This is a genomic window from Kitasatospora sp. NPDC058478 (assembly GCF_042720345.1).
Taxonomy (GTDB): Bacteria; Actinomycetota; Actinomycetes; order Streptomycetales; family Streptomycetaceae; genus Kitasatospora.
This window is the reverse complement of sequence record NZ_JBHXML010000104.1, coordinates 1-19981: the sequence shown is the minus strand read 5'-3', so window position 1 is coordinate 19981 and position 19981 is coordinate 1. Positions and strand designations below refer to the sequence as shown.

Annotated in this window: 21 protein-coding genes; 7 read left to right on the top strand and 14 right to left on the bottom strand. The window is 75.0% G+C overall.

The annotated features are described in order from the left end of the window. Position 1: 1 nt before the first annotated feature. The 8 genes from ACFWPT_RS37965 to ACFWPT_RS37930 form a co-directional block, all read right to left on the bottom strand. Complete coding sequence (locus ACFWPT_RS37965; protein ID WP_063348736.1) at positions 2 to 274, bottom strand: acyl carrier protein; 273 nt, start codon at positions 272 to 274, stop codon at positions 2 to 4. A 47-nt stretch (positions 275 to 321) separates the two neighbouring features. Beyond that, positions 322 to 1608 carry a type III PLP-dependent enzyme gene (locus ACFWPT_RS37960; RefSeq protein ID WP_063348737.1) on the bottom strand — a complete coding sequence of 429 codons (1287 nt, stop codon included), beginning with the start codon at positions 1606 to 1608 and terminating at the stop codon, positions 322 to 324. A gap of 2 nt (positions 1609 to 1610) precedes the next feature. Then, complete coding sequence (locus ACFWPT_RS37955) at positions 1611 to 3023, bottom strand: ATP-grasp domain-containing protein (RefSeq protein WP_063348738.1); 1413 nt, start codon at positions 3021 to 3023, stop codon at positions 1611 to 1613. A gap of 111 nt (positions 3024 to 3134) precedes the next feature. Continuing rightward, complete coding sequence (locus ACFWPT_RS37950) at positions 3135 to 4067, bottom strand: 3-oxoacyl-[acyl-carrier-protein] synthase III C-terminal domain-containing protein (protein ID WP_063348739.1); 933 nt, start codon at positions 4065 to 4067, stop codon at positions 3135 to 3137. A gap of 69 nt (positions 4068 to 4136) precedes the next feature. Next, positions 4137 to 5717, bottom strand: a complete 1581-nt coding sequence (locus ACFWPT_RS37945) for an ABC transporter permease (RefSeq protein ID WP_380487420.1) — start codon at positions 5715 to 5717, stop codon at positions 4137 to 4139. Next, entirely contained in the window at positions 5714 to 6616 is a 903-nt protein-coding gene (locus tag ACFWPT_RS37940) for an ABC transporter ATP-binding protein (protein ID WP_380487418.1), read from the bottom strand. The genes ACFWPT_RS37945 and ACFWPT_RS37940 overlap by 4 nt, the downstream gene beginning before the upstream one ends. A 107-nt stretch (positions 6617 to 6723) precedes the next feature. Beyond that, on the bottom strand, positions 6724 to 7302 hold the full coding sequence (locus ACFWPT_RS37935; protein ID WP_350878299.1) for a TrmH family RNA methyltransferase: 579 nt from the start codon (positions 7300 to 7302) through the stop codon (positions 6724 to 6726). After that, positions 7299 to 7943, bottom strand: a complete 645-nt coding sequence (locus tag ACFWPT_RS37930) for a class I SAM-dependent methyltransferase (protein ID WP_380335744.1) — start codon at positions 7941 to 7943, stop codon at positions 7299 to 7301. Before ACFWPT_RS37930 ends, ACFWPT_RS37935 begins: the two co-directional genes overlap by 4 nt. Positions 7944 to 8183: 240 nt before the next feature. On the opposite strand from ACFWPT_RS37930, the gene ACFWPT_RS37925 reads away from it, so the two are divergent. Further along, on the top strand, positions 8184 to 8381 hold the full coding sequence (locus ACFWPT_RS37925) for a hypothetical protein (RefSeq protein ID WP_063348742.1): 198 nt from the start codon (positions 8184 to 8186) through the stop codon (positions 8379 to 8381). A gap of 37 nt (positions 8382 to 8418) precedes the next feature. On the opposite strand, the gene ACFWPT_RS37920 is transcribed toward ACFWPT_RS37925, so the two are convergent. Both ACFWPT_RS37920 and ACFWPT_RS37915 read right to left on the bottom strand, forming a co-directional pair. Further along, the gene (locus ACFWPT_RS37920) at positions 8419 to 10983 is read right to left on the bottom strand and encodes a lysylphosphatidylglycerol synthase domain-containing protein (protein ID WP_380487416.1); all 2565 of its coding nucleotides are present in this window, start codon (positions 10981 to 10983) and stop codon (positions 8419 to 8421) included. A gap of 83 nt (positions 10984 to 11066) precedes the next feature. After that, a complete protein-coding gene (locus ACFWPT_RS37915; protein ID WP_380487413.1) occupies positions 11067 to 11828 on the bottom strand; it encodes an SDR family oxidoreductase in 762 nt (253 codons plus the stop codon). Between the two features lie 229 nt (positions 11829 to 12057). Between ACFWPT_RS37915 and ACFWPT_RS37910 the strand changes: the two genes are divergently transcribed. From ACFWPT_RS37910 to ACFWPT_RS37900, 3 genes are all read left to right on the top strand, one after another. After that, the gene (locus tag ACFWPT_RS37910; RefSeq protein ID WP_063348745.1) at positions 12058 to 12324 is read left to right on the top strand and encodes a UBP-type zinc finger domain-containing protein; all 267 of its coding nucleotides are present in this window, start codon (positions 12058 to 12060) and stop codon (positions 12322 to 12324) included. A gap of 164 nt (positions 12325 to 12488) precedes the next feature. Next, entirely contained in the window at positions 12489 to 12761 is a 273-nt protein-coding gene (locus ACFWPT_RS37905) for a hypothetical protein (protein ID WP_063348746.1), read from the top strand. A 172-nt stretch (positions 12762 to 12933) separates the two neighbouring features. Then, complete coding sequence (locus ACFWPT_RS37900; protein WP_380487411.1) at positions 12934 to 13911, top strand: sigma-70 family RNA polymerase sigma factor; 978 nt, start codon at positions 12934 to 12936, stop codon at positions 13909 to 13911. Here ACFWPT_RS37900 and ACFWPT_RS37895 read toward each other — a convergent pair. After that, entirely contained in the window at positions 13819 to 14157 is a 339-nt protein-coding gene (locus tag ACFWPT_RS37895) for an STAS domain-containing protein (protein WP_380487409.1), read from the bottom strand. The two genes, ACFWPT_RS37900 and ACFWPT_RS37895, sit on opposite strands and share 93 nt — an antisense overlap. 204 nt (positions 14158 to 14361) lie before the next feature. Here ACFWPT_RS37895 and ACFWPT_RS37890 point away from each other — a divergent pair, with 204 nt between their 5' ends. Then, entirely contained in the window at positions 14362 to 14853 is a 492-nt protein-coding gene (locus ACFWPT_RS37890; RefSeq protein WP_063348748.1) for an NUDIX hydrolase, read from the top strand. 61 nt (positions 14854 to 14914) lie between these two features. Here the strand turns inward: ACFWPT_RS37890 and ACFWPT_RS37885 are convergent, their stop codons facing one another. From ACFWPT_RS37885 to ACFWPT_RS37875, 3 genes are all read right to left on the bottom strand, one after another. Next, complete coding sequence (locus tag ACFWPT_RS37885) at positions 14915 to 15664, bottom strand: Clp protease N-terminal domain-containing protein (protein ID WP_380378858.1); 750 nt, start codon at positions 15662 to 15664, stop codon at positions 14915 to 14917. A gap of 195 nt (positions 15665 to 15859) precedes the next feature. Then, a complete protein-coding gene (locus ACFWPT_RS37880; RefSeq protein ID WP_380487406.1) occupies positions 15860 to 16600 on the bottom strand; it encodes a tyrosine-protein phosphatase in 741 nt (246 codons plus the stop codon). Between the two features lie 173 nt (positions 16601 to 16773). After that, positions 16774 to 17484, bottom strand: coding sequence for a VC0807 family protein (locus ACFWPT_RS37875; RefSeq protein WP_380487402.1), 711 nt, complete (start codon positions 17482 to 17484; stop codon positions 16774 to 16776). A gap of 205 nt (positions 17485 to 17689) precedes the next feature. On the opposite strand from ACFWPT_RS37875, the gene ACFWPT_RS37870 reads away from it, so the two are divergent. Both ACFWPT_RS37870 and ACFWPT_RS37865 read left to right on the top strand, forming a co-directional pair. After that, positions 17690 to 18571 carry an RNA polymerase sigma factor gene (locus ACFWPT_RS37870; RefSeq protein ID WP_380487400.1) on the top strand — a complete coding sequence of 294 codons (882 nt, stop codon included), beginning with the start codon at positions 17690 to 17692 and terminating at the stop codon, positions 18569 to 18571. Beyond that, positions 18568 to 19701 carry a hypothetical protein gene (locus ACFWPT_RS37865; RefSeq protein WP_380487398.1) on the top strand — a complete coding sequence of 378 codons (1134 nt, stop codon included), beginning with the start codon at positions 18568 to 18570 and terminating at the stop codon, positions 19699 to 19701. Before ACFWPT_RS37870 ends, ACFWPT_RS37865 begins: the two co-directional genes overlap by 4 nt. Positions 19702 to 19981 lie beyond the last annotated feature (280 nt).

Below are 19981 nucleotides of genomic sequence, written 5' to 3'. Positions count from 1 at the left end.
CTTAGGCGCTCGCTTCCGCGGCGACGAAGCCGGCCAGCGAGCCCACGGTCTCGAAGTGGGTCATGTCCAGCTCGTCGGCGTCGAACTGCACGTCGAGGATCTCCTCGATGGTGATGAGCAGTTCGAGCGCGCTGCTGGAGTCCAGGCCCAGCTCGTCGAAGAGGCGGACGCCCGGGTCGGCGCCGGAGACGTCCTTGTTGAGGACCTCCGACAGGCCCTTGCGGACGGCGTCGACGTACTTCACGTCGGCCACGGTGTTGGCAGTGTCGCTCATGGTGTTCTCCTCGGACTGGTCCCGGCCGTGGGTCGGCCGGTCGGTGGTCAGTTCTGGTCGTCGCCGGGGGCCGCGTACAGCCGCTGGCGGCCGAGCATGGCCTCGACGTCGTCGCGCTCCCGGATCAGGTGCGCCCGCCCGTCCAGGACGAGCACCTCCGCCGGGTAGCCGTGGCTGAGGAAGTGCACCGGCGAGGCCGTCGGCCCGTACGCGCCGGAGCGCTGCACCCCGATCAGCTCGCCGGCCCGCAGCGCCGGCATCGGCACCTTCTTGCCGATGACGTCGTTGGGCGTGCAGAGCGGGCCGGTGATGTGCCAGGGCTCGGTGGCCGGCTCGTCCAGCCGCTCCAGCGCGGCCATCGGGAAGTTGCGCTTCACGTACGAGCCGATGCCGACGGCCGCCATGTGGTGGTTGGTGCCGCCGTCGGTGACCGCGAAGTTCTCGCCCATCGAGGTCTTGGTGTAGCGCACCCGGGTGACGTAGGTGCCGGACGCGGCGACCAGGAAGCGGCCCAGCTCCATGATCATCCGGGTCTCCGGGTGCCGGGCGCGGAAGTCCGCGATCAGCGGGTTGAGCCCGGCGGTCAGCTCGGCGACGTCGAGGTCCTTCTCGTTGTCGAAGTAGGCGATGCCGAGGCCGCCGCCGACGTCGACCGTCTCCAGCGGGAAGCCCAGCTCGGTGGAGAGGCGCTCGGCCAGCTCCAGGATCCGCCGGGTGTTCTCGACGACGGACTCCTCGATCAGGATGCGGGTGCCCAGGTACACCTGGACGCCCATCAGCCGGATGTTGGGGTAGCGGCCGGCGAGGTCCTTGCCCTCGGCCAGCAGCAGCTCCTCGTCGGTGCCGAACTGGCGCGGCTTGCCGCCCATGGTCAGGCCCGAACCCTTCACCGAGAAGCGCGGGTTGACCCGCAGCGCGACCCGGGCGGTGATCCCGCGCTCGCGGGCCACCTCGTCGATCAGGTCCAGCTCGCCGATCGACTCGCAGACGATCGCGTGGATGTCCTCGTCCAGGCAGGCCGCCACCTCGCCGCGGCTCTTGCCCGGGCCGAGGAAGATGATGTCGCGCGGCTCGACCCCGGCCCGGCGGGCGGTGACCAGCTCCGTCAGCGAGGACACCTCGGCGCGCGAGCCCAGGCTGTGCAGCAGCGCGCAGACGGAGATGTTGGGGTTCGCCTTGAGCGAGTAGAAGACCTCCAGCGCCGGGTGCAGCGCCTCGCGCAGCCCCTGGAAGCGGGTGGTGATCTCCTCGCCGTCGTACAGGTAGAGCGGGGTGCCGAACTCCTCGGCGAGCTCGGTGATCCCGAGGCCCTGCACCTCGAATGCGACGCTCACGGTCAGCTCCGTTCCGGGTAGGCCGCGAGGCGGCGGGTGATGTCGGTGTCGAGCGCCTCGATCTCCTCGTCGGAGGCACCGACGAGCACGCCGTACAGCCGGCCCTCGAAGCCGTCCGCTTCGGTGTCGGCGGCGGTGCCCGCGGCGGCGTTCACCGTGGCGTAGTTGTTCACGAACAGGCCGCGCGGGCGCGGGCCCCGTTCGGTCAGCAGCAGCCCGTCCAGCACCTCGGCCAGTTCGGCGAAGGGCAGCGGGCGGGTCAGCCGCAGCGGGAAGTGCCGGGCGACGGCGACGTCGTCGGCCCCGGCCAGGCCGCCCTCGTGCACCACGTTCTGGTACGTGGACATGTTGTTGCGGGCGTTGATCTCGATGACCGGGTACAGGCCCTCGTCCGGGTCGACCATCGCGTCGACGCCGACCACGCCGTAGTAGCCGTCGGCGGCGAGCCGCTCGCCGAGCCGCAGCGCCGTCGCCTCGATCTCGGCGACCTGCCCGTCGGTCAGCCGGGCCGGGATCCGGTGGCCCTTGTGGACGCCGCCCTCGGTCAGCAGCTCCTTGACGAAGTCGAAGTGCGTGGAGCCGTCCCGGCCCACCGTGAACTGGTAGTTGAGGTCGCAGCGCTTGGCGACCCACTCCTCGATCACCAGCGCGGTGCGGGGGGCCCCGCCCGCGGCCTTGGCGGCGCGCTCGGCCTGCTGGACCGCCATCCGGTGCAGCCGGCCCAGGCGGGCCTCGGAGTCCAGCACGACGATGCCCTTGCCGGACACGCCGAACGCGTCCTTCAGCACCACCTTGCGGCCCGCCGCCAGCAGTTCACCGGCCGCGGCCACCGCCTCGGCCAGCTCCTCCAGCGTCTCGCAGGCCCAGCCGCGGGCCTGGCGGATGCCCAGCTCGTCGGAGAGCCGGCGGCTGTACACCTTGCTGTTGACCCGCTTGCAGACCGCGGCGGTCGGCGCGCCCAGCTGCAGCCCGGTGCGCTCGGCCAGCTCCTCCTCGACGGTGGAGATGCCGTGCGCGGTCAGCCGGGCGCCCTCGGCGGCGACGGCGGACAGCGCGCGCAGCAGCTCGGGGTCGGCGAGGGCGTCCTCGCTGACGGTGCGCTGCGGGTCCTGGCCGGCCACCACGTGCACGGTGGGCAGCTCCAGGCCGAGGCCCTCCAGGTAGCCGCGGTAGCCCTCGTCCAGGGCGGTCTTCAGCACGACGTGGTCGTCCTTGCCGCCGAGCAGCAGCGCGAACTCGTCCATGCGGTTCACCACCGCACTGCCCGCGTGCGAGGCGACCCGGGGCAGCGCGGGCTCGCCGAGCGCCCAGTGGTTCTCCACCTCGAAGTTGCCCAGGAACACCAGCGGGGTGTCCGCGGACCCGGTCACGGCGCGCTTGAGGCGCGCGCTGAAGCCGGAGGACGGTAGATGCATGTCGACCTCGTCATTTCTCGTGTGCGCTCGGGCGCGGTGCGGCGGGTGCGCAGGTGCTGCGGGTGCGGGTGCGCCGGTACTGCGGGGGACGGCCGGTCCCGTGGACGGCCGTCAGTGCTCCAGGACCATCGCGGCGAAGGTCGCCCCGAGCCCCACGCTGGTCATCAGGTAGCGGTCGCCGGGGCGCAGCCGCCCCAGCTCGGTGGCCTTCTGCAGGTTGATGAAGGGGTCGGCGCAGAAGCAGTGCCCGGTCTCGCCGACCAGGTCGAGGAAGACCTTGTCGAGCGGCAGCCCGAGCGTCTTGCAGACGCCGATCCACGACAGCCGGTTGACGTTGTGCGGCAGCACGAGCGCCAGCTCGTCGAGGCCGCAGCCGGCCTCCTCCAGGGCGGCGCCGATCACCTCGCACAGGCCGGGCCCGTACAGGTCCTGGAACTCCTTGGCGGCGGCGTCGCCCATGATGAACTCGTCGCCGAACTGGGTGTGGGTGCGCGTTGCGTACCCGAGCATCCGGTCGGAGCCGGTGCGGTCCGCGCTCACCAGGAAGGCGACGGTGCCCTCGCCCATGACGGTGACGTCCGGGATGGACTGCGTCTGGGTGGTGCACGCCTTCTCCCCGGCCAGGACCAGGGCGAGCGCGTTCGGGTCCGGGTCGGCGGCCAGCAGGGTGCCCGCCAGGTCCAGCGCGAGCAGCCCGGAGGCGCAGGCGTGGTGCGAGACGACGAAGCCGGCGGCGTGCTCCAGGCCGAGCTCGACCTGGAGCGGTCGGAGCGAGGTCATCGGGTACGGCAGCGGCGACGGCATCGTGCGGGCCTGGAGGACGTACTTGACGCGCTGTTCCTGCCCGCGCAGTTCCACCAGCTTGGTCGCGGCGCGCAGCAGCAGCTCGGTCTCGGTGGCCGCGGGGTCGCGGCACACCTCGGAGAGCCCGTAGAAGCGCTGGTAGCGCCGGAGCTGCACATCCGTCAGCTGGAGTTCCTGTTGGAAGCGCGCGATCGGGATGGTGTCGGGAAGACAGCTGGAGACTGCCGTGATCGACGTCATGCCAACTACAGTCGCCTGGAGCGCTGACGCTTAGCTGACGCTGCGCTGACCACCGCCGCGCGGTGGCGGTCAGCGGGCGGCCTCGCGGACCGCGCCCAGGGCGAGCGCGCCGAGTGCCAGTGCGGCGGCGACGGCGGCCACCGCGGTCGGGGCCGGGGCACGCTCCCCGGAGACGCCGAGGAAGTCCAGCCCGGAGACATGGCTGATCATCCCGTACCAGAGCATCGGGTAGAGCGACTGGAACAGCCGCGGCCCGCCCGTGACGGCCCCGCAGAGCAGTGCCAGGGCGGGTATCAGCAGCGCCCCGGCCAGGGCGCCTGCGGCGGCCCGGGGCTGCCCGGCGGCGAGCAGCCGGGCAGCGGGCACGGCTACCACGGCGAGGGCGGGGACGACCCCGGCGAGCAGGGCGGCCAGCCCCCGGCGCAGGGGCGAGGGGCAGGTGCCGAGCAGTTCGCCGGTGCTGCCGCCTCCCGCCCGGTGGCCCATCCGGGACCACAGCAGCACCGGCCAGAGCATCGCGAACGGCAGCACCGGGTGGCTCGGGCCGTCCGGGGCGACCCATGCCGCGAGTGCGGCGAGGGCTACCGCCCCGGCCCACCACAGCCGTTGGCCCTGCACCAGGATCCGCAGTTCGCCCGCGAGGGCGGCGAGCACCGCGCCGCCCCGGCGTGCCGGGGCCGGGGTCGGCCGGGCCGGGTCGAGGGCGAAGGCGGCCGCGCCGGGAGCGACCCCGGCTCCGGGCGCGGGGCCGTCGGTCCGGACGGCTCCGGACGCCCCGGCGGCCGGGCGCGGCCCCTCCCCGTCGAAGCGCCGGAACCAGAGTGCCCCGAGCAGCGCCAGCCCCACCGCGACGGCGGTCAGCAGCAGCGCCCCGGCGGCCTGCGAGCCCGCCTCGCCGGGGCCGAGGCCGGGCCAGTCGAAGGTGCCCAGCACCCGGTTGTCCGCGGTGAGCCCGACCCCGAACTCGACCCCGTCCGCCGACCGCCCGCCGGCCGCGATCGCCTCCCGGATCGACGCGGTGATCCGGCGCATGCCCAGCAGGTCGGGCCCGCCGCCCGCCTGCGCGCCGAGCACGGCGACCAGCCAGACCGCGAACCACACCAGTGCCCCGAGCCCGCCGCGCAGCCCGGGCAGGGTGTCGAAGAGCACCGCGCACCCGGCGACCGCGGCCAGCAGCGGCAGCGTGATCAGCACGTACGGCAGCAGCAGCCGCAGCACGTCCACGTGCCCGGAGTCGCCCTTGACCAGCTGCACGCCGAGGGCCGTCCCGGCCAGGGCCAGCAGCATCGAGCCGAACAGCAGCAGGTTGCTGCCGAACTTGCCCGCCAGGTAGCCGATCCGGGTCAGCGGGGTGGCGGCGAGCAACCTGCCCACGCCGCTCCGCTCGTCCCGCCCGATCGACCCCCGGGCGATGCCGAAGCCGGCCAGTGACAGCCAGACCGCGCCGCCGAGCGCAGTCACCGTCCCCACGTAGCCGCTGGTGTAGCGGCCGTGCAGGTCGGTGACCTGGAACACCGTCCAGCGGGAGTCGCCGACCGGCGCGGCCAGCAGTCCGAGCGCGAGCGTGCCGAGCAGCACCGCCAGGTACCCGGGCCGTCGGCGGCGCTCCCGGAAGTCGGCGAGCGGGAGCGCCCAGAGGCCGGCCGTCACGCCGCCACCCGCTCGGGCCCGGCCTGGGCGGCGGTGAGCAGCAGGTACGCGTCGTCCAGCCGGGGCGGGACGGGCTCGGCCTCCGGCGCGGGAGGGTGCGGGGACAGCACCCGGACCCGGACGCCCTGCGGGGTGCGGGTGGTGGCGCCCAGCAGGAACCGCGAGCGCAGCGCCGGGAGCCGGTCGGCGGCCACGGTCAGCTCCCAGACCGAGCCCGCCGCGCCCCGCAGCAGGTCCTCCGGGGTGCCGTGGTGCAGCAGCCGGCCGTGCCCCATCACGGCGATCCGGTCGGCGGTGGCGGCCACGTCGGAGACGATGTGGGTGGACAGCACGACGATCCGTTCGGCGCCGAGCCCGGTCAGCAGGCCGCCGAAGCGCAGCCGCTCCTCCGGGTCGAGCCCGACGGTCGGCTCGTCGACGATCAGCAGTGCCGGGTCGTTCAGCAGCGCCTGCGCGATGCCGACACGCTGGCGCATCCCGCCGGACATCGCCCCCAGCCGCTGCCCGGCCGCGCCGGACAGGTTGACCAGGTCGAGCAGTTCGTCGATCCGGGCCTTCGCACGGCGCCGCCGCAGGCCCTTGGCGGCGGCCAGGTAGGCGAGGAACTCGCGGGCGGTGAGCTGCGGGTAGCCGTCGAAGTCCTGCGGCAGGTAGCCGACCGTGCGGCGCAGCGGGCCGGGCCGGCGGGCGGTGTCCGCGCCGTCCCAGAGCACCTGCCCGGAGGTGGGCCGGGTGACCGTGGCCAGGATGCGCATCAGGCTGGACTTCCCGGCGCCGTTGGCACCGAGCAGGCCGAGCACGCCGGGCCGCAGCGTCAGCGAGAACGAGTCCACCGCGCGCTTGCCGCCGCGGTACTCCTTGGTCAGGTCGAGGATCCGGAGTTCCGTCATGTCCGCCATGCTTCCGGCGCGGGCGGCCGGGCACATCTGCCGTTCGGCAGAGATGGCAGACGGAAACGACCGGAGGGGTGGGCCTTTCGGCACACCCCTCCGGATCGGATCAGGTCCTACTCGTCGTCGGCCCCGCCGAGGTCGCCGAGGTCGGTGCCGTCCGGGGTGCCGCTGATCGCGTACCCCTGGCGGCGCGCCTCGTAGCAGGCCACCGTCGCGGCCGCCGACACGTTCAGCGAGCCGACCCGGCCCAGCTGCGGCACGAACACCACCTGGTCGCAGAGCGCCAGCGCGTCGGGGGTGATCCCGCGGTCCTCGTGCCCCAGCACGAAGGCCACCGCCGGGGTCAGTTCGGCGGCGAACATCGGCACCGCCTCGTCCGCCAGCTCCAGGCCGACCACCTTGAAGCCGTCCGCCTTCGCCGCCGCGACCGCCTCCGCGATCGTCGGGAAGTGCTCCACCTTCAGGTACTTGTCGGTGCCCATCGCGGCCTTCTGCGCGCCCGAGGAGCGCACCGACGGGGTCTCCCCGGCCAGGTACAGCTTCTCGGCGCCCATCGCGGCCCCGGTCCGGACCACCGAGCCGACGTTGAACGGCGACTGCAGGTTCTCCAGGATCATCGCGAGCCGGAACTCGTTGCTGCGCCGCCACGAGCGGTGCAGTCGCTTCAGTTCGGTCCCGCGCAACTGCTTCACGACGACGTTCCCCGTCCACTCTCCGTACCCTCGCCCGGCTCCGGGCGGGGTCGTGCTTCCAGAATCCGGAACCCGTTGACCGACGCGACCCGGGTGGTCGGGTAGCCCTGCTCGTTCAGCCACTTCTGCAGCGAGTCCGAGCCCAGGTGCTTCTGCACCACCAGGAACGCCGAGCCGTCCGGGGTCAGCCGGCCGAGCCAGTGCGTGAGCAGCCGGCGCAGCTCGGCCTTGCCGATCCGGATCGGCGGGTTGGAGTAGATGGTGGCGAACCGCACGTCCTGCGGGACGTCCTCGGGCAGCGCGGCCTGGACGTTGCCCAGCCGGAGTGCCTCGGCGTTCAGCCGCACCAGTTCCAGCGCGCGCTCGTTCACGTCCACCGCCCAGACCGGCAGCCGCCTGCGCCGGCTCGCCCAGGTCAGCGCGATCGGGCCGTAGCCGCAGCCGACGTCCAGGATCGGGCCGCGCACCCGCGGTTGCGGGGCGTGCTCCAGCAGGATCCGGGTGCCCGGGTCGAGCCGGCCGCGCGAGAACACTCCGGTGTCGGTGGTCAGTTCGAGGGTGAGGTCCGGCAGGGAGACCGTGATCGGCCGGCGCTCGCTGGCGACCTCGGGTGCACCGGTGAAGTAGTGCGAGCCGGACATGATTTCCCCGTCGTTCGTAAGGGCCTCGGGGCCACCGGGTGGGTGTGGGTAAGCCCTTGGTACGGCACCGATCGTACCCCCGGTGGCCTGCGGCGCGTTCCGTGCCGGCCGGCGGCCCGGGTGCCGCGGGGCCGCCCCGGCGCGATCGCGCCCGGCCGCCCGGCGACGGATACTGCCAGTACCGCCCCCGCGCCCGTGGGAGCCTCCGGACAGCGCCTCCGAACAGTGAGGACGGACGCCATGCCGCAGAATCACGAGGACTACCTGATCGACGAGGCCGTCGAGACCGTCGAATCCGACGACGAGGCACCCGAGGGCGACGAGTACGACGAGGTGGCCGAACGCCGGGCCGTCGGAGCCGACCCGGCCACCGATGTCGCCGACGCCGCCGAGCAGAGCCGCGTCGTCCAGCTCGACGAGGACGAGTACCGCGAGTAGCCGCCGCCGGGCCCGGTCCGGGGCGCCGTCCGGTGCGCTACAGCGCCCGGCGGCGCTGCAGCCAGGTCATCGCCGCCCAGCCCGGCAGCACCGGCAGGATCAGCGTCAGCAGGCGGTACATCGCCACCGCCGCCAGCGCGCCGCCCTTCTCCATCGACGCGGTCTGCTGCAGCAGCGCGATCAGCGCCCCGTCCACCGCGCCGGCCCCGCCCGGGGTCGGCGCCACGTTGCCCGCCGCGTTGCCCACCAGGAACACCACCGCCACCGAGGCGAAGGACGGCTCCCGGCCGATCGCCCGGGTGCAGCAGTACAGGCAGCCGATCAGGCAGATCGACACCAGCAGTTGCCCGGTCAGCCCCACCGCCAGGCGGGCCGGGCTGCGCAGCAGGTCCAGCAGCCGCGGCAGCACCTCGGTGGTCAGCGGCCGCAGCCGGGCCGCCAGCCAGCGCCGGGCCGGCGGCACCGCCGAGACCACCGCCAGCAGCGCCGCCGCCCCCGCCAGCCCGCCCACCACGGCGGGCAGCGCGTCCAGCTCCGAACCGCCCGGTTGCAGGTCCAGCAGGTAGACGAAGGCGCCCAGCTGGAGCAGGTGCAGCACCAGGCCGATCAACTGCCCCACCCCGACGCTGGACAGCGCCTGCGCGGTCGGGATCCCGGCCCGCTGCAACAGCCGGGTGTTCAGCGCGATCCCGCCGACGCCCCCGGGCGACACCAGCTTCACGAACGCCCCGGCCAGCTGCGCCAGCACCGCGTTGCGGAAGTCCAGCCGCTCCGGCACGAACCCGACGAACCCCATCGCCGCCGTCACGTGGCTCAGCGCCGCCGCCAGCAGCGCCAGCGCCAGCCACGCCGGATCGGCGTCGGCCACCGCCGAGATCGGGTTGTCCTCGGCCGCGAACAGTTGCGGGATCAGCAGCCACCCGGCCACCACCCCGCCCACCACCGCCAGCAGGGTCCGCGGCCGCAGCCGCTCCAACCGCACCGGCCGCACCTCCGCCTGCGGCCTGGTCCGCAGCACCTCCGCCCGGATCTCCTCCAGCAGCCCGCCCCCGCCGCCGGCGGCCTCGTCGGGCCCGGGGCCTGCCGGGCCGCCCGAGCGCGCGGCGGCGGTCGGGTGGGCGGCGGTCGGGCGGGCGGTGCGCTTGAGGGCGTGGCGGGTGGTGCGGGCGAGGGCGATGGGCTGGAGGAGGGGGAGGGCGGCCTCGACGGTGTCGGCGCCGAGGACGGTGACGGCGGTGTGGACGGAGCGGGCGGTGCCGGCCCGCAGGGCGAGGGTGGTGAGCAGCTGGGCGATGTCGCAGCGCAGCACGAGTTCGCTGGCCGCGATGTCGCCGTCGGCGAAGTCGACCAGGTGCACCGCGCCGGTCGCGTCCACCAGCAGGGAGGACGGGACGAGCGCCCGGTGGGCGATCTCCCGGCGCTGGAGGCGGGCGAGCTGCCGCCAGGCGTCGGCCAGCAGGTCGTCGGTGACCTCCTCGTCGGGGAGCCGGTCGAGGGCGCGTCCGGGGAGGTGTTCGTAGGCGATGAGGGCGGTGTCCTGGCCGAGGCCGGCGGTGGCGGCGATGCGGCGGGTGCGGACGCCGGCGGCGAGGGCCGCGTAGGTGACGAGCGCCTCGTGTTCGAGGCCGGCGCGGGGGGAGCGCAGGGCCCGGGGGTGGGGGGCGGTGCGCAGCCGCAGGCGGCGCCAGGCGCGTTGGACGGCGGCGGCGGTGACGGCTTGCCGGTCGAGGAGCTGGACGTCGAGGTCGGGCCGGTCGTCGGCTTGCCGGACCAGGTAGCGGTCGGGCCCGGCGGGGTGGGCCTCGGCCGGGCGCAGGCCGCTCTCGCGCAGGGCCCGGAGGATCTCGCCGGGCCTGGGCAGCGGGTCGGGGGTGCCGACGGCGTAGAGGGTGCCGTGGGCGCCGGTCCAGCCGATGAGCAGGCCGAGCAGCAGGGCGGTGGGGGTGGCGTACCCGCCGGCGAGTCCGGCGAGGCCGGAGAGGGCGAGGACGGCCCAGGGGGCCCGGTGTTCGCGGTTGCCGGAGGCGGTCATGAAGGCGAGGACGGGCGCGAGGTAGCCGTAGACGGGCTCGGTGTGGCCGAGGGCGCCGCCCGGCAGGGCCTGGGTGAGGGCGGCGAGCAGGGAGGCGGGGGCGACGCCGTCGGCCCACAGGTCGAGGAGCAGGGTGGCGCCGTAGGCGAGGACGGCGGCGAGCAGGCCGTCGGAGACCTGCTGGAGGGCGCGTCGCCGGTCGGGGCCGAGGAGGCGGCGGGCGGCGAGGACGACGGGAACCAGCAGCACGGCGGCGGTGGTGAGGCCGCCGGCGAGGCCGGCGAGCGGCCGGGGCACCAGTTCGGCGGCTTCGGCGACGTCGGCGGCGATGCCGCCGGTGGTGGCCCGGGCGTAGTCGGCGAGCAGCAGGGTGAGCGCGATGGCGATGAGCCCGGTGAGCAGCCGGATCAGGGCGACGGGCTGCCGGATCCGGCCGGGTTCGGACACCGCCCGGGCCGGGCCCCGGCCGGCTCCGGCGCTCGCCGGTATGCCGGTGTCCGCCGGTGCGGGCGTGCCGGCGGTGTCGCCACCGCCGGTGTCGCCGTTCGTTCTCCCCGTCACGATCGCCACGGGTGGCATGCTCCCATGCCTCCCCTGATGGTGGAGCCGGAGCCCGGAAGCCGACCCGGATCGGGGGAGTTCGGGGACCGGCCTTACGCCTGCCGGGTCGGCACGACGACCGTGTGGCTCAGGTTGACGTGCCGGGGGCGGCTGACGGTGTAGGCGATCAGGTCGGCGAGGTCGTCCGCGGTGAGTGCGGGGATGGCCGCGAACATGCCGCCGAGCTGTTCGCGCAGGGCGGGGTTGTCGATGTGGCCGCCGAGTTCGGTGTCGGTCAGGCCGGGCTCGATGGAGCTGACCCGGACGTCGCGGGGGCTGAGTTCGGAGCGCAGGGCGGCGGACAGCTGGGTGAGCGCGGCCTTGGTGGCGCCGTACACGGCGTAGTTGGGGAAGACGACGCGCGAGGCGATGGAGGAGACGTTGACCAGGTCGGCGGCCCGGCCGTCGGCGGCGGCCGCGGTGAGGTCGTCGGCGAAGGCGCGGATGATCCGCAGAGCGCCGGTGAGGTTGGTGTCGACCATGCGGGTCCACTCGTCGGTCCGGCCGTCGGCGAGGGGGTTGGGCAGCATCACGCCGGCGCTGTTGACCACCAGGTCGACCCGGCCGTAGGCGTCGTGGACGGCCTTGGCGGCGGCGTCGACGGAGGCCTGGTCGGTGATGTCGGCGGTGACGGCGAGGGCCTGGCCGCCGGCGGCGGTGAGCTCGGCCGCGAGGGTGTCGAGCCGGTTGGTGCGGCGGGCGAGCAGGGCGACCCGGGCGCCGTGGGCGGCGAGCAGGCGTGCGGTGGCCGCGCCCATGCCGCTGGCGGCTCCGGTGACGACGGCGGTGCGGGCGGCGAGGGCGGGGTAGCTCATCGGTGGCTCCTGGGCCTGGGAGGGTGGTGGGGCTGACGACGACAACTGTGCGCGGGCGGCGGAGGTTCGCCCAGGGCCGTGTGCGTCCCGGGTGCGGCCTTCCTGGGATGCGCTTTCCCGGGATCCGCGGTCCTGGGTGCGGCAGGACCACCCTGGCGCCGGGAAGGCCGACCGGGCGCGCGGCGTGTCTTGAGGCCGGGGCCGGCCGGGCCGTCACTACCCTGCGGGCATGAGTGCCTGCGAAGACCTCGCCGCGGCCCCCCAGGGCATCGAGCCCCTCCCCCCGGTCGACGGCTGCGCCGACTGCCTGGCCCAGGGGCGCCGGGACTGGGTGCACCTGCGGATCTGCCTGGACTGCGGCCACATCGGCTGCTGCGACTTCTCGCCGCAGCGGCACGCCACCGCGCACTTCCACAACACCTCGCATCCGGTGATCCGCTCGTACGAGCGGGGCGAGGACTGGCGCTGGTGCTTCGTCCACGAGGTCATGGGCTGAGGCCCGGGCCGGCCCGGCTCGGGGAAGCCGAGGCCCGTTCCCGGTGGCATCTCCCGGTGGCATCCGGGCGCAACCCCGATAAAATCCGGACATAACGACCGTGCGGCCCCCGGCCCCTCCGGTCGACATCCGTCCGGCCGGTGACCGCCGAAGGGAGGCCGACGATGACCAAGCGAACACCGGGCAGCACCGCCCAGCTCCGCCGGGGCACCCAGGAACTGCTGGAGCGCCGCGGCATGGCGACCGCGCCCACCCGGCTGGTGCCGATGCTGCGCGCCGACGCCATGTCCTCCGCCACCGCCGGGTACGCCGTGCCCGACGCCTTCCGGCACGGTGGCCGCGACCGGGCGGCCTCGGCGGGGCACGCCGCCCCGTCGATGCACGCCGAGCTGAAGGGCCACCGGCACCGCGGCGCGGAGAAGCACTCCGCCCACTGAGCGGATCCGGGTCCGGGGGCGGGCGCCGCGTTCCGGCGCCCGCCCCCGACGCGTGCTCGGAGGGTGTCCGGGGTGGTTCGCGGTCGGTGTGGGGGCGCGCCGGGCGGTTGTCAGTGGGCTGGAGTACCTTCGTGCCGTTCACCAGCACGGGGCGGGACGACGGGGGCGCACCATGGCCGACCTGATCACGGAGGAGCCGGTCGAGCTCCAGTTGGAGCGGTACCGGACGGAGCTGACGGGCTACTGCTACCGGATGCTCGGCTCGGTCTTCGAGGCCGAGGACGCGGTGCAGGAGACGATGGTCCGCGCCTGGCGGGGCCACCGCGGCTTCGAGGGCCGCGCCGCGCTGCGCTCCTGGCTGTACCGGATCGCCACCAACGTGTGCCTGGACGCGCTGAACGGCCGCAACAACCGGGCCCGCCCGATGGACCTGGCCGGCCCGGTGACGGTGGCCACCGCGAGCGACACCCGGCTGCCCGAGGTGACGTGGATCGGCCCCGCGCCGGACGGCCGGGTGCTGCCCGAGACGGGCGACCCGGCCGAGGTGGCGGCCCGGCGCGAGTCGGTGAAGCTGGCCTTCGTCGCCGTGCTGCAGCGCCTCGCACCCCGGCAGCGGGCCGTGCTGATCCTGCGCGAGGTGCTCGGCTGGAAGGCCGCCGAGGTGGCCGAACTGCTCGGTGTCACGGTGGCCTCGGTGAACAGCGCGCTGCAGCGGGCGCGCGCGGTGCTCGCCGGGGACGGCGCGGTCGCCCGTCCGGCCCCCGCCCTGGACGACGACCACCGCGCGCTGCTCGACCGCTACGTCCGCGCCTTCGAGGCGTACGACATGGACGGCCTCGCCGCGCTGCTGCACGAGGACGTCACGCTCAACATGCCGCCGTACGCGATGTGGCTGCGGGGGCAGGGCGAGATCCGGGCCTGGATGCTCGGCCCGGGCCACGGCTGCCGCGGCTCCCGGCTGGTCCCGGTGACGGCCAACGGCGCTCCGGCCTTCGCCCAGTACCGGCCGAGCCCGGCGGGCGGGCACGAGCCGTGGGCGCTGATCGTGCTGGAGGTGTCAGCGGGCCGGATCACCGGGTTCACCAACTTCCTGGACACCGACGTGCTCTTCCCGCTGTTCGGCCTCCCGCCCCGGCTGGCCGCCGAGTAGCCCCCGGAGGTCGAGGGGGTCCACGCCCCCCGGCAGCAGGGCCGCGAGCCCGCTGAACGCGAGCAGTTCCCGCAGCGGGCCGCTCGCGTTCAGCAGCACCACGCCCACCCCGTGCCGAGCGGCGGCGAGCCGCAGCCGGGCGAGGGCGTCGACGACGGCCAGGTCGGGCGCGGTCAGCGCGCCCAGGTCGCAGGTCAGGTCGCAGGTCAGGGCGGGGGCGGTCGGGGGCTTCGGCGTGGTGTCCATGCTGCTTGGACCGGCCCGGCGGTCCGGGCTCATCGGCTCCGGCGGAACTTCTCGCAACCTCCCGGAGCTCCGCCCTGGCCGAGGAGAGCGTGGGCCTGCGCTCCGCCCAGCGCTGAACCGACGGCCCAGCGCTGAACCGACGGCCCCGGGCGGGTCGGTGGCAGAGTGGGCGGTGCAGAACCACCGTGCCCCAGGAGGATCGCAGTGACGGCTGAGCCCTTGAAGTCCCGTGAGGAATGGTTGGCGTCCCTGCCCAGGATCTACGCGGCGGCGGGCTGCCTGCTGCGGGACGAGTCCGGCCGGATCCTGATCGTGAAGGCCGGGTACCGCGAGTACTGGCAGTTCCCGGGCGGCACGATCGACCTCGGCGAGGGCCCGGTGGAGTGCGCCTCGCGGGAGTTGCTGGAGGAGACCGGCATCGTCAAGGCGACCGGGGATCTACTGGCCATCTCCTGGACCCACCCCTCGTCCGAACTCGACCACCCGGCGCAGCACTTGATGTTCGACTTCGGCACCGTCCCGGACGGCACCCCCGTGACCGTCCCGGCCGGTGAACTGGACCGGCACCAATGGGCCACCGTCGAGGAGGCGCTGGAACTCCTCGGCCCGGCCCGCTCGGTCCGGTTGCGGGCGGCGCTGGAGGCGGCCGCCGACGGCCGGGTGCGGATCGTCAGCACGCCCATCTCCGGCTTCTGAGTCCCACCCCGGCCCAACCGACCGGCCCCGGGCGGGAGTTCCGCCCGGGGCCGGGCCCGTCTCACGCCTGCTCGGCGTTCCGGGCGGCGATGATGGCCTTGATGGCCTCGGAGGTGAAGGTCTCCGCCTCGGACTTCTCGACGCCGAGGCCGGCGAGCACGCCCGAGCCGTTCTCCAGCTCCAGCAGGGCGAGCAGGATGTGCTCGGTGCCGACGTAGTTGTGCCCGAGCTTCAGCGCCTCGCGGAAGGTCAGTTCCAGCACCTTCTTGCCCTGCGCGTCGTACGGGATCAGCGCGGGCACCTGCTCGGTGGCGGCCGGCAGGGCGGCGGCGGCCGCCTCCCGGACGGCCTCCGGGGTGACGCCCTGGGCGGCGAGCGCCTTGAGCCCGATGCCCTCCGGTTCGGCGAGCAGGCCGAGCAGGAGGTGTTCGGCGGTGATCTCGGCGTTGCCGGCCGCCCTGGCCTCCTCCTGCGAGGCCATCACGACGCTCCGGGCCCGGTCGGTGAACCGGGCGAAGCCCTGGCTGGGGTCGAGGTCGGTGGGGGTGCCCGGGTCCTTGGGGACGAACCGCTTCTGGGCGGCCTGCTTGCTGACGCCCATGCTGCGGCCGATGTCGGTCCAGGACGCGCCGGAGCGGCGGGCCTGGTCGACGAAGTGGCCGATCAGGTGGTCGGCGAGGTCGTCGAGGTGGTCGGCGGCGATGACCGCGTCGGACAACTGGTCGAGCGCGTCGGGGTGGACCTTCTTGATCGCGGCGATCAGGTCGTCGAGGCGCAGCGGAGTGGTGTTGGGAACGACGGGATTCTCCATGCGTCAACCGTAGGTTGTCGATCCCAGGTCGTCAACCATCGGTTGACGCTGCGCATGAGTAGTCTTCGGTGACCCTGCGGAACGGAGGCGTCCGGTGGGCGGGCCGCGGATCCCGGCCCTGCCCGAGGCCGAGCCGCCTCGCGAACTCAACTTCCAGGTGGCCGAGTTGCGGGAGCCGGCCAGGCCCGGTGGCCGCTACGCGGCGGGCAGCAGCCGGGCCCGGACGGCGGCGACCTCGGCGGGGGTGGCCCCGGCGGCGAGCAGGTGGCCCGCCGGGTCGAGGCCCTCCAGTGCGCCCGCCAGGGCGGCTTCGGCGGTGGTGCCGGCCTCGGCGAGCACCGCGTCGATCCGGTGGTACTGGTCCGGCAGGCCCAGCATCCCGTACAGCGGGCGGACGTTGGGGCCGCTGAGCTGGTAGTCCTCGACGATCGCGGCCCGTTCGACGCCGGCCAGGGCGAGCAGCAGCAGGGCCGCCAGGCCGGTGCGGTCGCGGCCGGCGCCGCAGTGCACGACCAGGCCGCCGGGGCGGGCGCCGGCGATGGCGGCGATCAGCGCGGCGGCGGCGTGCGGGCAGTGGTCCAGGTAGGGGCGGAGCGCGAGCGGGGTGCCGTCCAGTCGGCCGTAGGCCTCCCACCAGGCGGGGCCGGCGAGTTCGTCCAGCGGGACGCGGACCAGCTCGACGCCCTCGGGGAGCGGGAGGAGCGGCTTGTACTCCTCGGCGTTGCGCAGGTCGACCACGGTGCGGACACCGTGGTCGAGGAGGGCGTCCCAGCCCTCGGCGGTGAGGCGGTCCAGGTTGTCCGCCCGGACTATCGCCCCGCGGGCGGTCGGCCGGCCGGAGACGGTGGGCAGTCCGCCCAGGTCGCGGACGTTCAGGCAGCCGTCCCACACGAGGGTGCGGTCCTCGGTGGTGGTCAGCGCGTGCGTCCGGCTCATGGGGCCCCGTTTCCTCGACCGGGGGTCCCGTTACCCCCTCGTTATGAAGGACTCCCGGGAGATCCGGATGGTTCCGTGCTGTTCGGATCGCCGACACCCGGCGTTGGGGCCGGTTCGGGCACCGTCCGGGGGCGGTGATGCTTCCCCGGGCGGCAGGTAGATGGCAGGCGAGGTCAGGCGGCGGTCGGGGCTTCGGTCTCGGCGGCGACCAGCTTCTCCATCGGATCGGCCGCGATCCGACCGAGCATCGCGCCGGCCGCGATCGCGCCGATCATGAACACGGTGGACAGCCAGGCCATGGTCGCCACCGGCAGGGTGAAGGCGCCGACCACCCGGGCGACGCAGTCGGCCAGCAGCGCGGTGCCCCAGACACCCGCGAACACCCGCTCGTGGCGCCGGAAGGCCAGGGAGCCGGCCGCCCGGCCCTCGACCAGCCGCTGCCAGGCGGCGGCCCGGTCGTGCTTGCCCTTGGTGAGGAAGGGCATCAGCACCGGGGTCATCACCGACCGGCCGACCAGCGCCGAGATCAGGACGGCCAGCGCCACGGTGCCGCTCAGCCCGCCGTCCTTGGCGATCATCAGCCGGGCGTCGCCGGTGACGAACGTGAGCGCCAGGCCCGCCAGGTTCACGGTCAGCATCAGCGCGGCCCACAGGTTGAGCCTGTGCTCGCGCAGCAGGCCGAGCACGGTCCGGGCGGCCGGGATGGCGCTGCTCCACGCCAGCGCGGCGAACACGCTCAGGTCGCAGACCGAGTGCAGCAGGTAGTAGCCGGCCAGCGGGGCGACCACGTCGATGGCGAGCGGGCGGAGCCCGGAGGCCGACGGGTTCGGGGTCGCGCCGGCCTCGGCGGTGGTCGCGGCGGTGATGGTGACGGTCCGGTTCACGGCGGGTTCCTTCCCTGCTGGTGGCCGCGGGCCGCTGCCCGCGTCGTGCCTCCAGTGTTTCCGTCCGACCCTCCGTCAGAGCAGTGTCGTCCGTTGCCGGATCCGCGTGACAGCTGTCATGGTGCGGGCCGTGACAGCCGCTCCGACCTGCGACTTCTCCCGGCTCGCGGGGTCGCGTTCGCCCGGATGGCCCATGATGTGGCGGGTGCAGAGTGCAGAGCGCCCCGGAGCGGGCACCGGCAGCCCCGTCGGCCGGTCCGGACCAGTCCCTTCCGTCGGCCCGCCAGCGGGCCGGGCCCCCGCTCCCGCCGATCTGACCGAGGCCGTCCGGGCCGCCCAGGCCGGGGACGAGGAGGCGTTCCGGCTGCTGTTCCGGACCGTCCAGCCGGGCCTGCTGCGCTACCTGCGGGTCCTGGTCGGCGGCCGCCCCGAGGACGCCCAGGACGCCGAGGACATCGCCTCCGAGACCTGGCTGCAGATCGCCCGCGACCTGGGCGGCTTCTCCGGTGACGTGGACGGCTTCCGCGGCTGGGCCGCCACCGTCGCGCGTCACCGCGCGCTCGACCACCTGCGCGCCCGGCGCCGCCGCCCGGTCGCCGACCTGCCCTTCGAGTACCTGGCCGGGCTGGCCGCCGGGGACGACACCGCGGGCGCCGCGCTGGCCACCGTCGGCACCGCCGACGCGCTGGCGCTGATCTCCCGGCTGCCGCGCGACCAGGCCGAGGCCGTCCTGCTGCGGGTGGTCATGGAGTTGGACGCCGAGAGCGCCGCCCGGGTGCTCGGCAAGCGGGCCGGCAGCGTCCGGATGGCCGCCCACCGGGGGCTGCGGAAACTGGCCACGCTGCTGGAGCAGTCCTTCGCGGCCGGGGTCGGGATCCCCGCCGCGCGCGAGGCCGAACCGGCCGTGCGGCGGCCCGGCCGGCCCGGCCGGCGCCGTACCGAGGGGCCCGTCGAGGAACCCGCCGAGGAAACCGCGGGGAAGGCCGCCGGGAAGCCCACGGGGAAATCCGCGGGAAAGCCTGCGGGAAAAAGTTCTCCGCAAGGTGTGACAGAACGCCGGGCCGCGACGCTGAAGGACATGAGATGAGCACCAACCGATCCCGTCGGATCGACCGTGACGCTGCCGAGCATCTGCTCGGCGGTGCCGTGGGCGGCCCGCCGGCCGGGCAGGACGCCTCGCTCACCGGACCGGACGGCGGTCCCGGGCCGCTCGCCCGGATCCTCGCCGCGGCCGCCGCCCCGGCGACGGCCGACGAACTGGCCGGGGAGCAGGCCGCCCTGACCGCGTTCCGGGAGGCGCGTCTCACGCCCGACCCCGTAGTGACCACACCCGTCCGGAGACGATCGATGGCAACCGCCGCGCTGGCCAGGGCCTTCAGCACGAAGGCCACTGCCGCCGTGCTCGGCGCCACCGCGCTGTGCGGGGTCGCGGTCGCCGCCGGCACCGGCAACCTGCCGTCCCCGCTGGGCGGCGGGTCCGGCGCACCCGAGCACGCGCTCGCCGCCGCGGGCGGGCCCTCCGGCAGTGCGCCCGGCACCGCGTCCGCCGATGCGTCGGCCGGTTCGTCCGCCTCCTCGCCCGGCAGTGCCGCGCCCGGCACCTCGTCCGTCCGCCCGTCCGGCGGCGGCTCCGCCTCGGGCGGTCCGCAGCTGGTCGGACCGTCCACCGCCGCGAAGCCCGGCACCCCCTCCACCGATACCGACGGCGACGGCGACGCCGAGGGGCACGGTGCCCGGCCGCTCGCGCCCGGACTGGTCGCCCTCTGCCACGGCTTCGCCGACTGGTCGGGCCGGGGCGAGCGGTCACCGGCCACCGAGCCGCGGTTCGGCCCGCTGGTCGCGGCGGCCGGCGGGGCGGAGAAGGTGGCGGACTACTGCGCGGAGGCGCTCGGCGAAGAGGACGACGACCACCCGGGCGCCACCGCACAGCCCCACGAACCCGGCCGGCCCACCCCCGGCCCTGGCGTGGGCAAGGGGAACACCGAGGACGGCCGGGGCAACGGGCAGGACAAGAACAAGGGCAACGGCCAGGACAACGGTCAGGACAAGGGCCAAGAGAAGGGCCAGGACAAGGGCAACGGCGGCAACGGGGCCAAGCCCGGCCGGCCCGGCGTGACCGTCCCGGCGCCGCCGAGCGCGCCGCCCCTGCCCGACGTCCGCCCGAGCAGGACCGACCGGCCCGACCGGCCCGACGACAGCCAGTCGGGCCGGAGATAACCCAGGAACTCCGGGTGGGCGGCGAGCGACTCCCCCCGGGCTCGCCGCCCACCCGGACCGCACCACCCGCAGGACCGCACCACCCGCACCACCCGCAGTACCGCTCGTCAGTACCACCCGAAGACCCCGGGTGGCCGGTCGGCTCCCCGTGCCGCCGGGCCGCCCGGCCGGCCCCGGCCGGATCGGCAGGCGCCCACCCCGGACGCGCCGCCGGCCCGGTCGGCCTGGAACGTGCGGCCCGCCCTCCCGCAGTCAGGGCGGGGCGCCCCCCCGCGCCGGC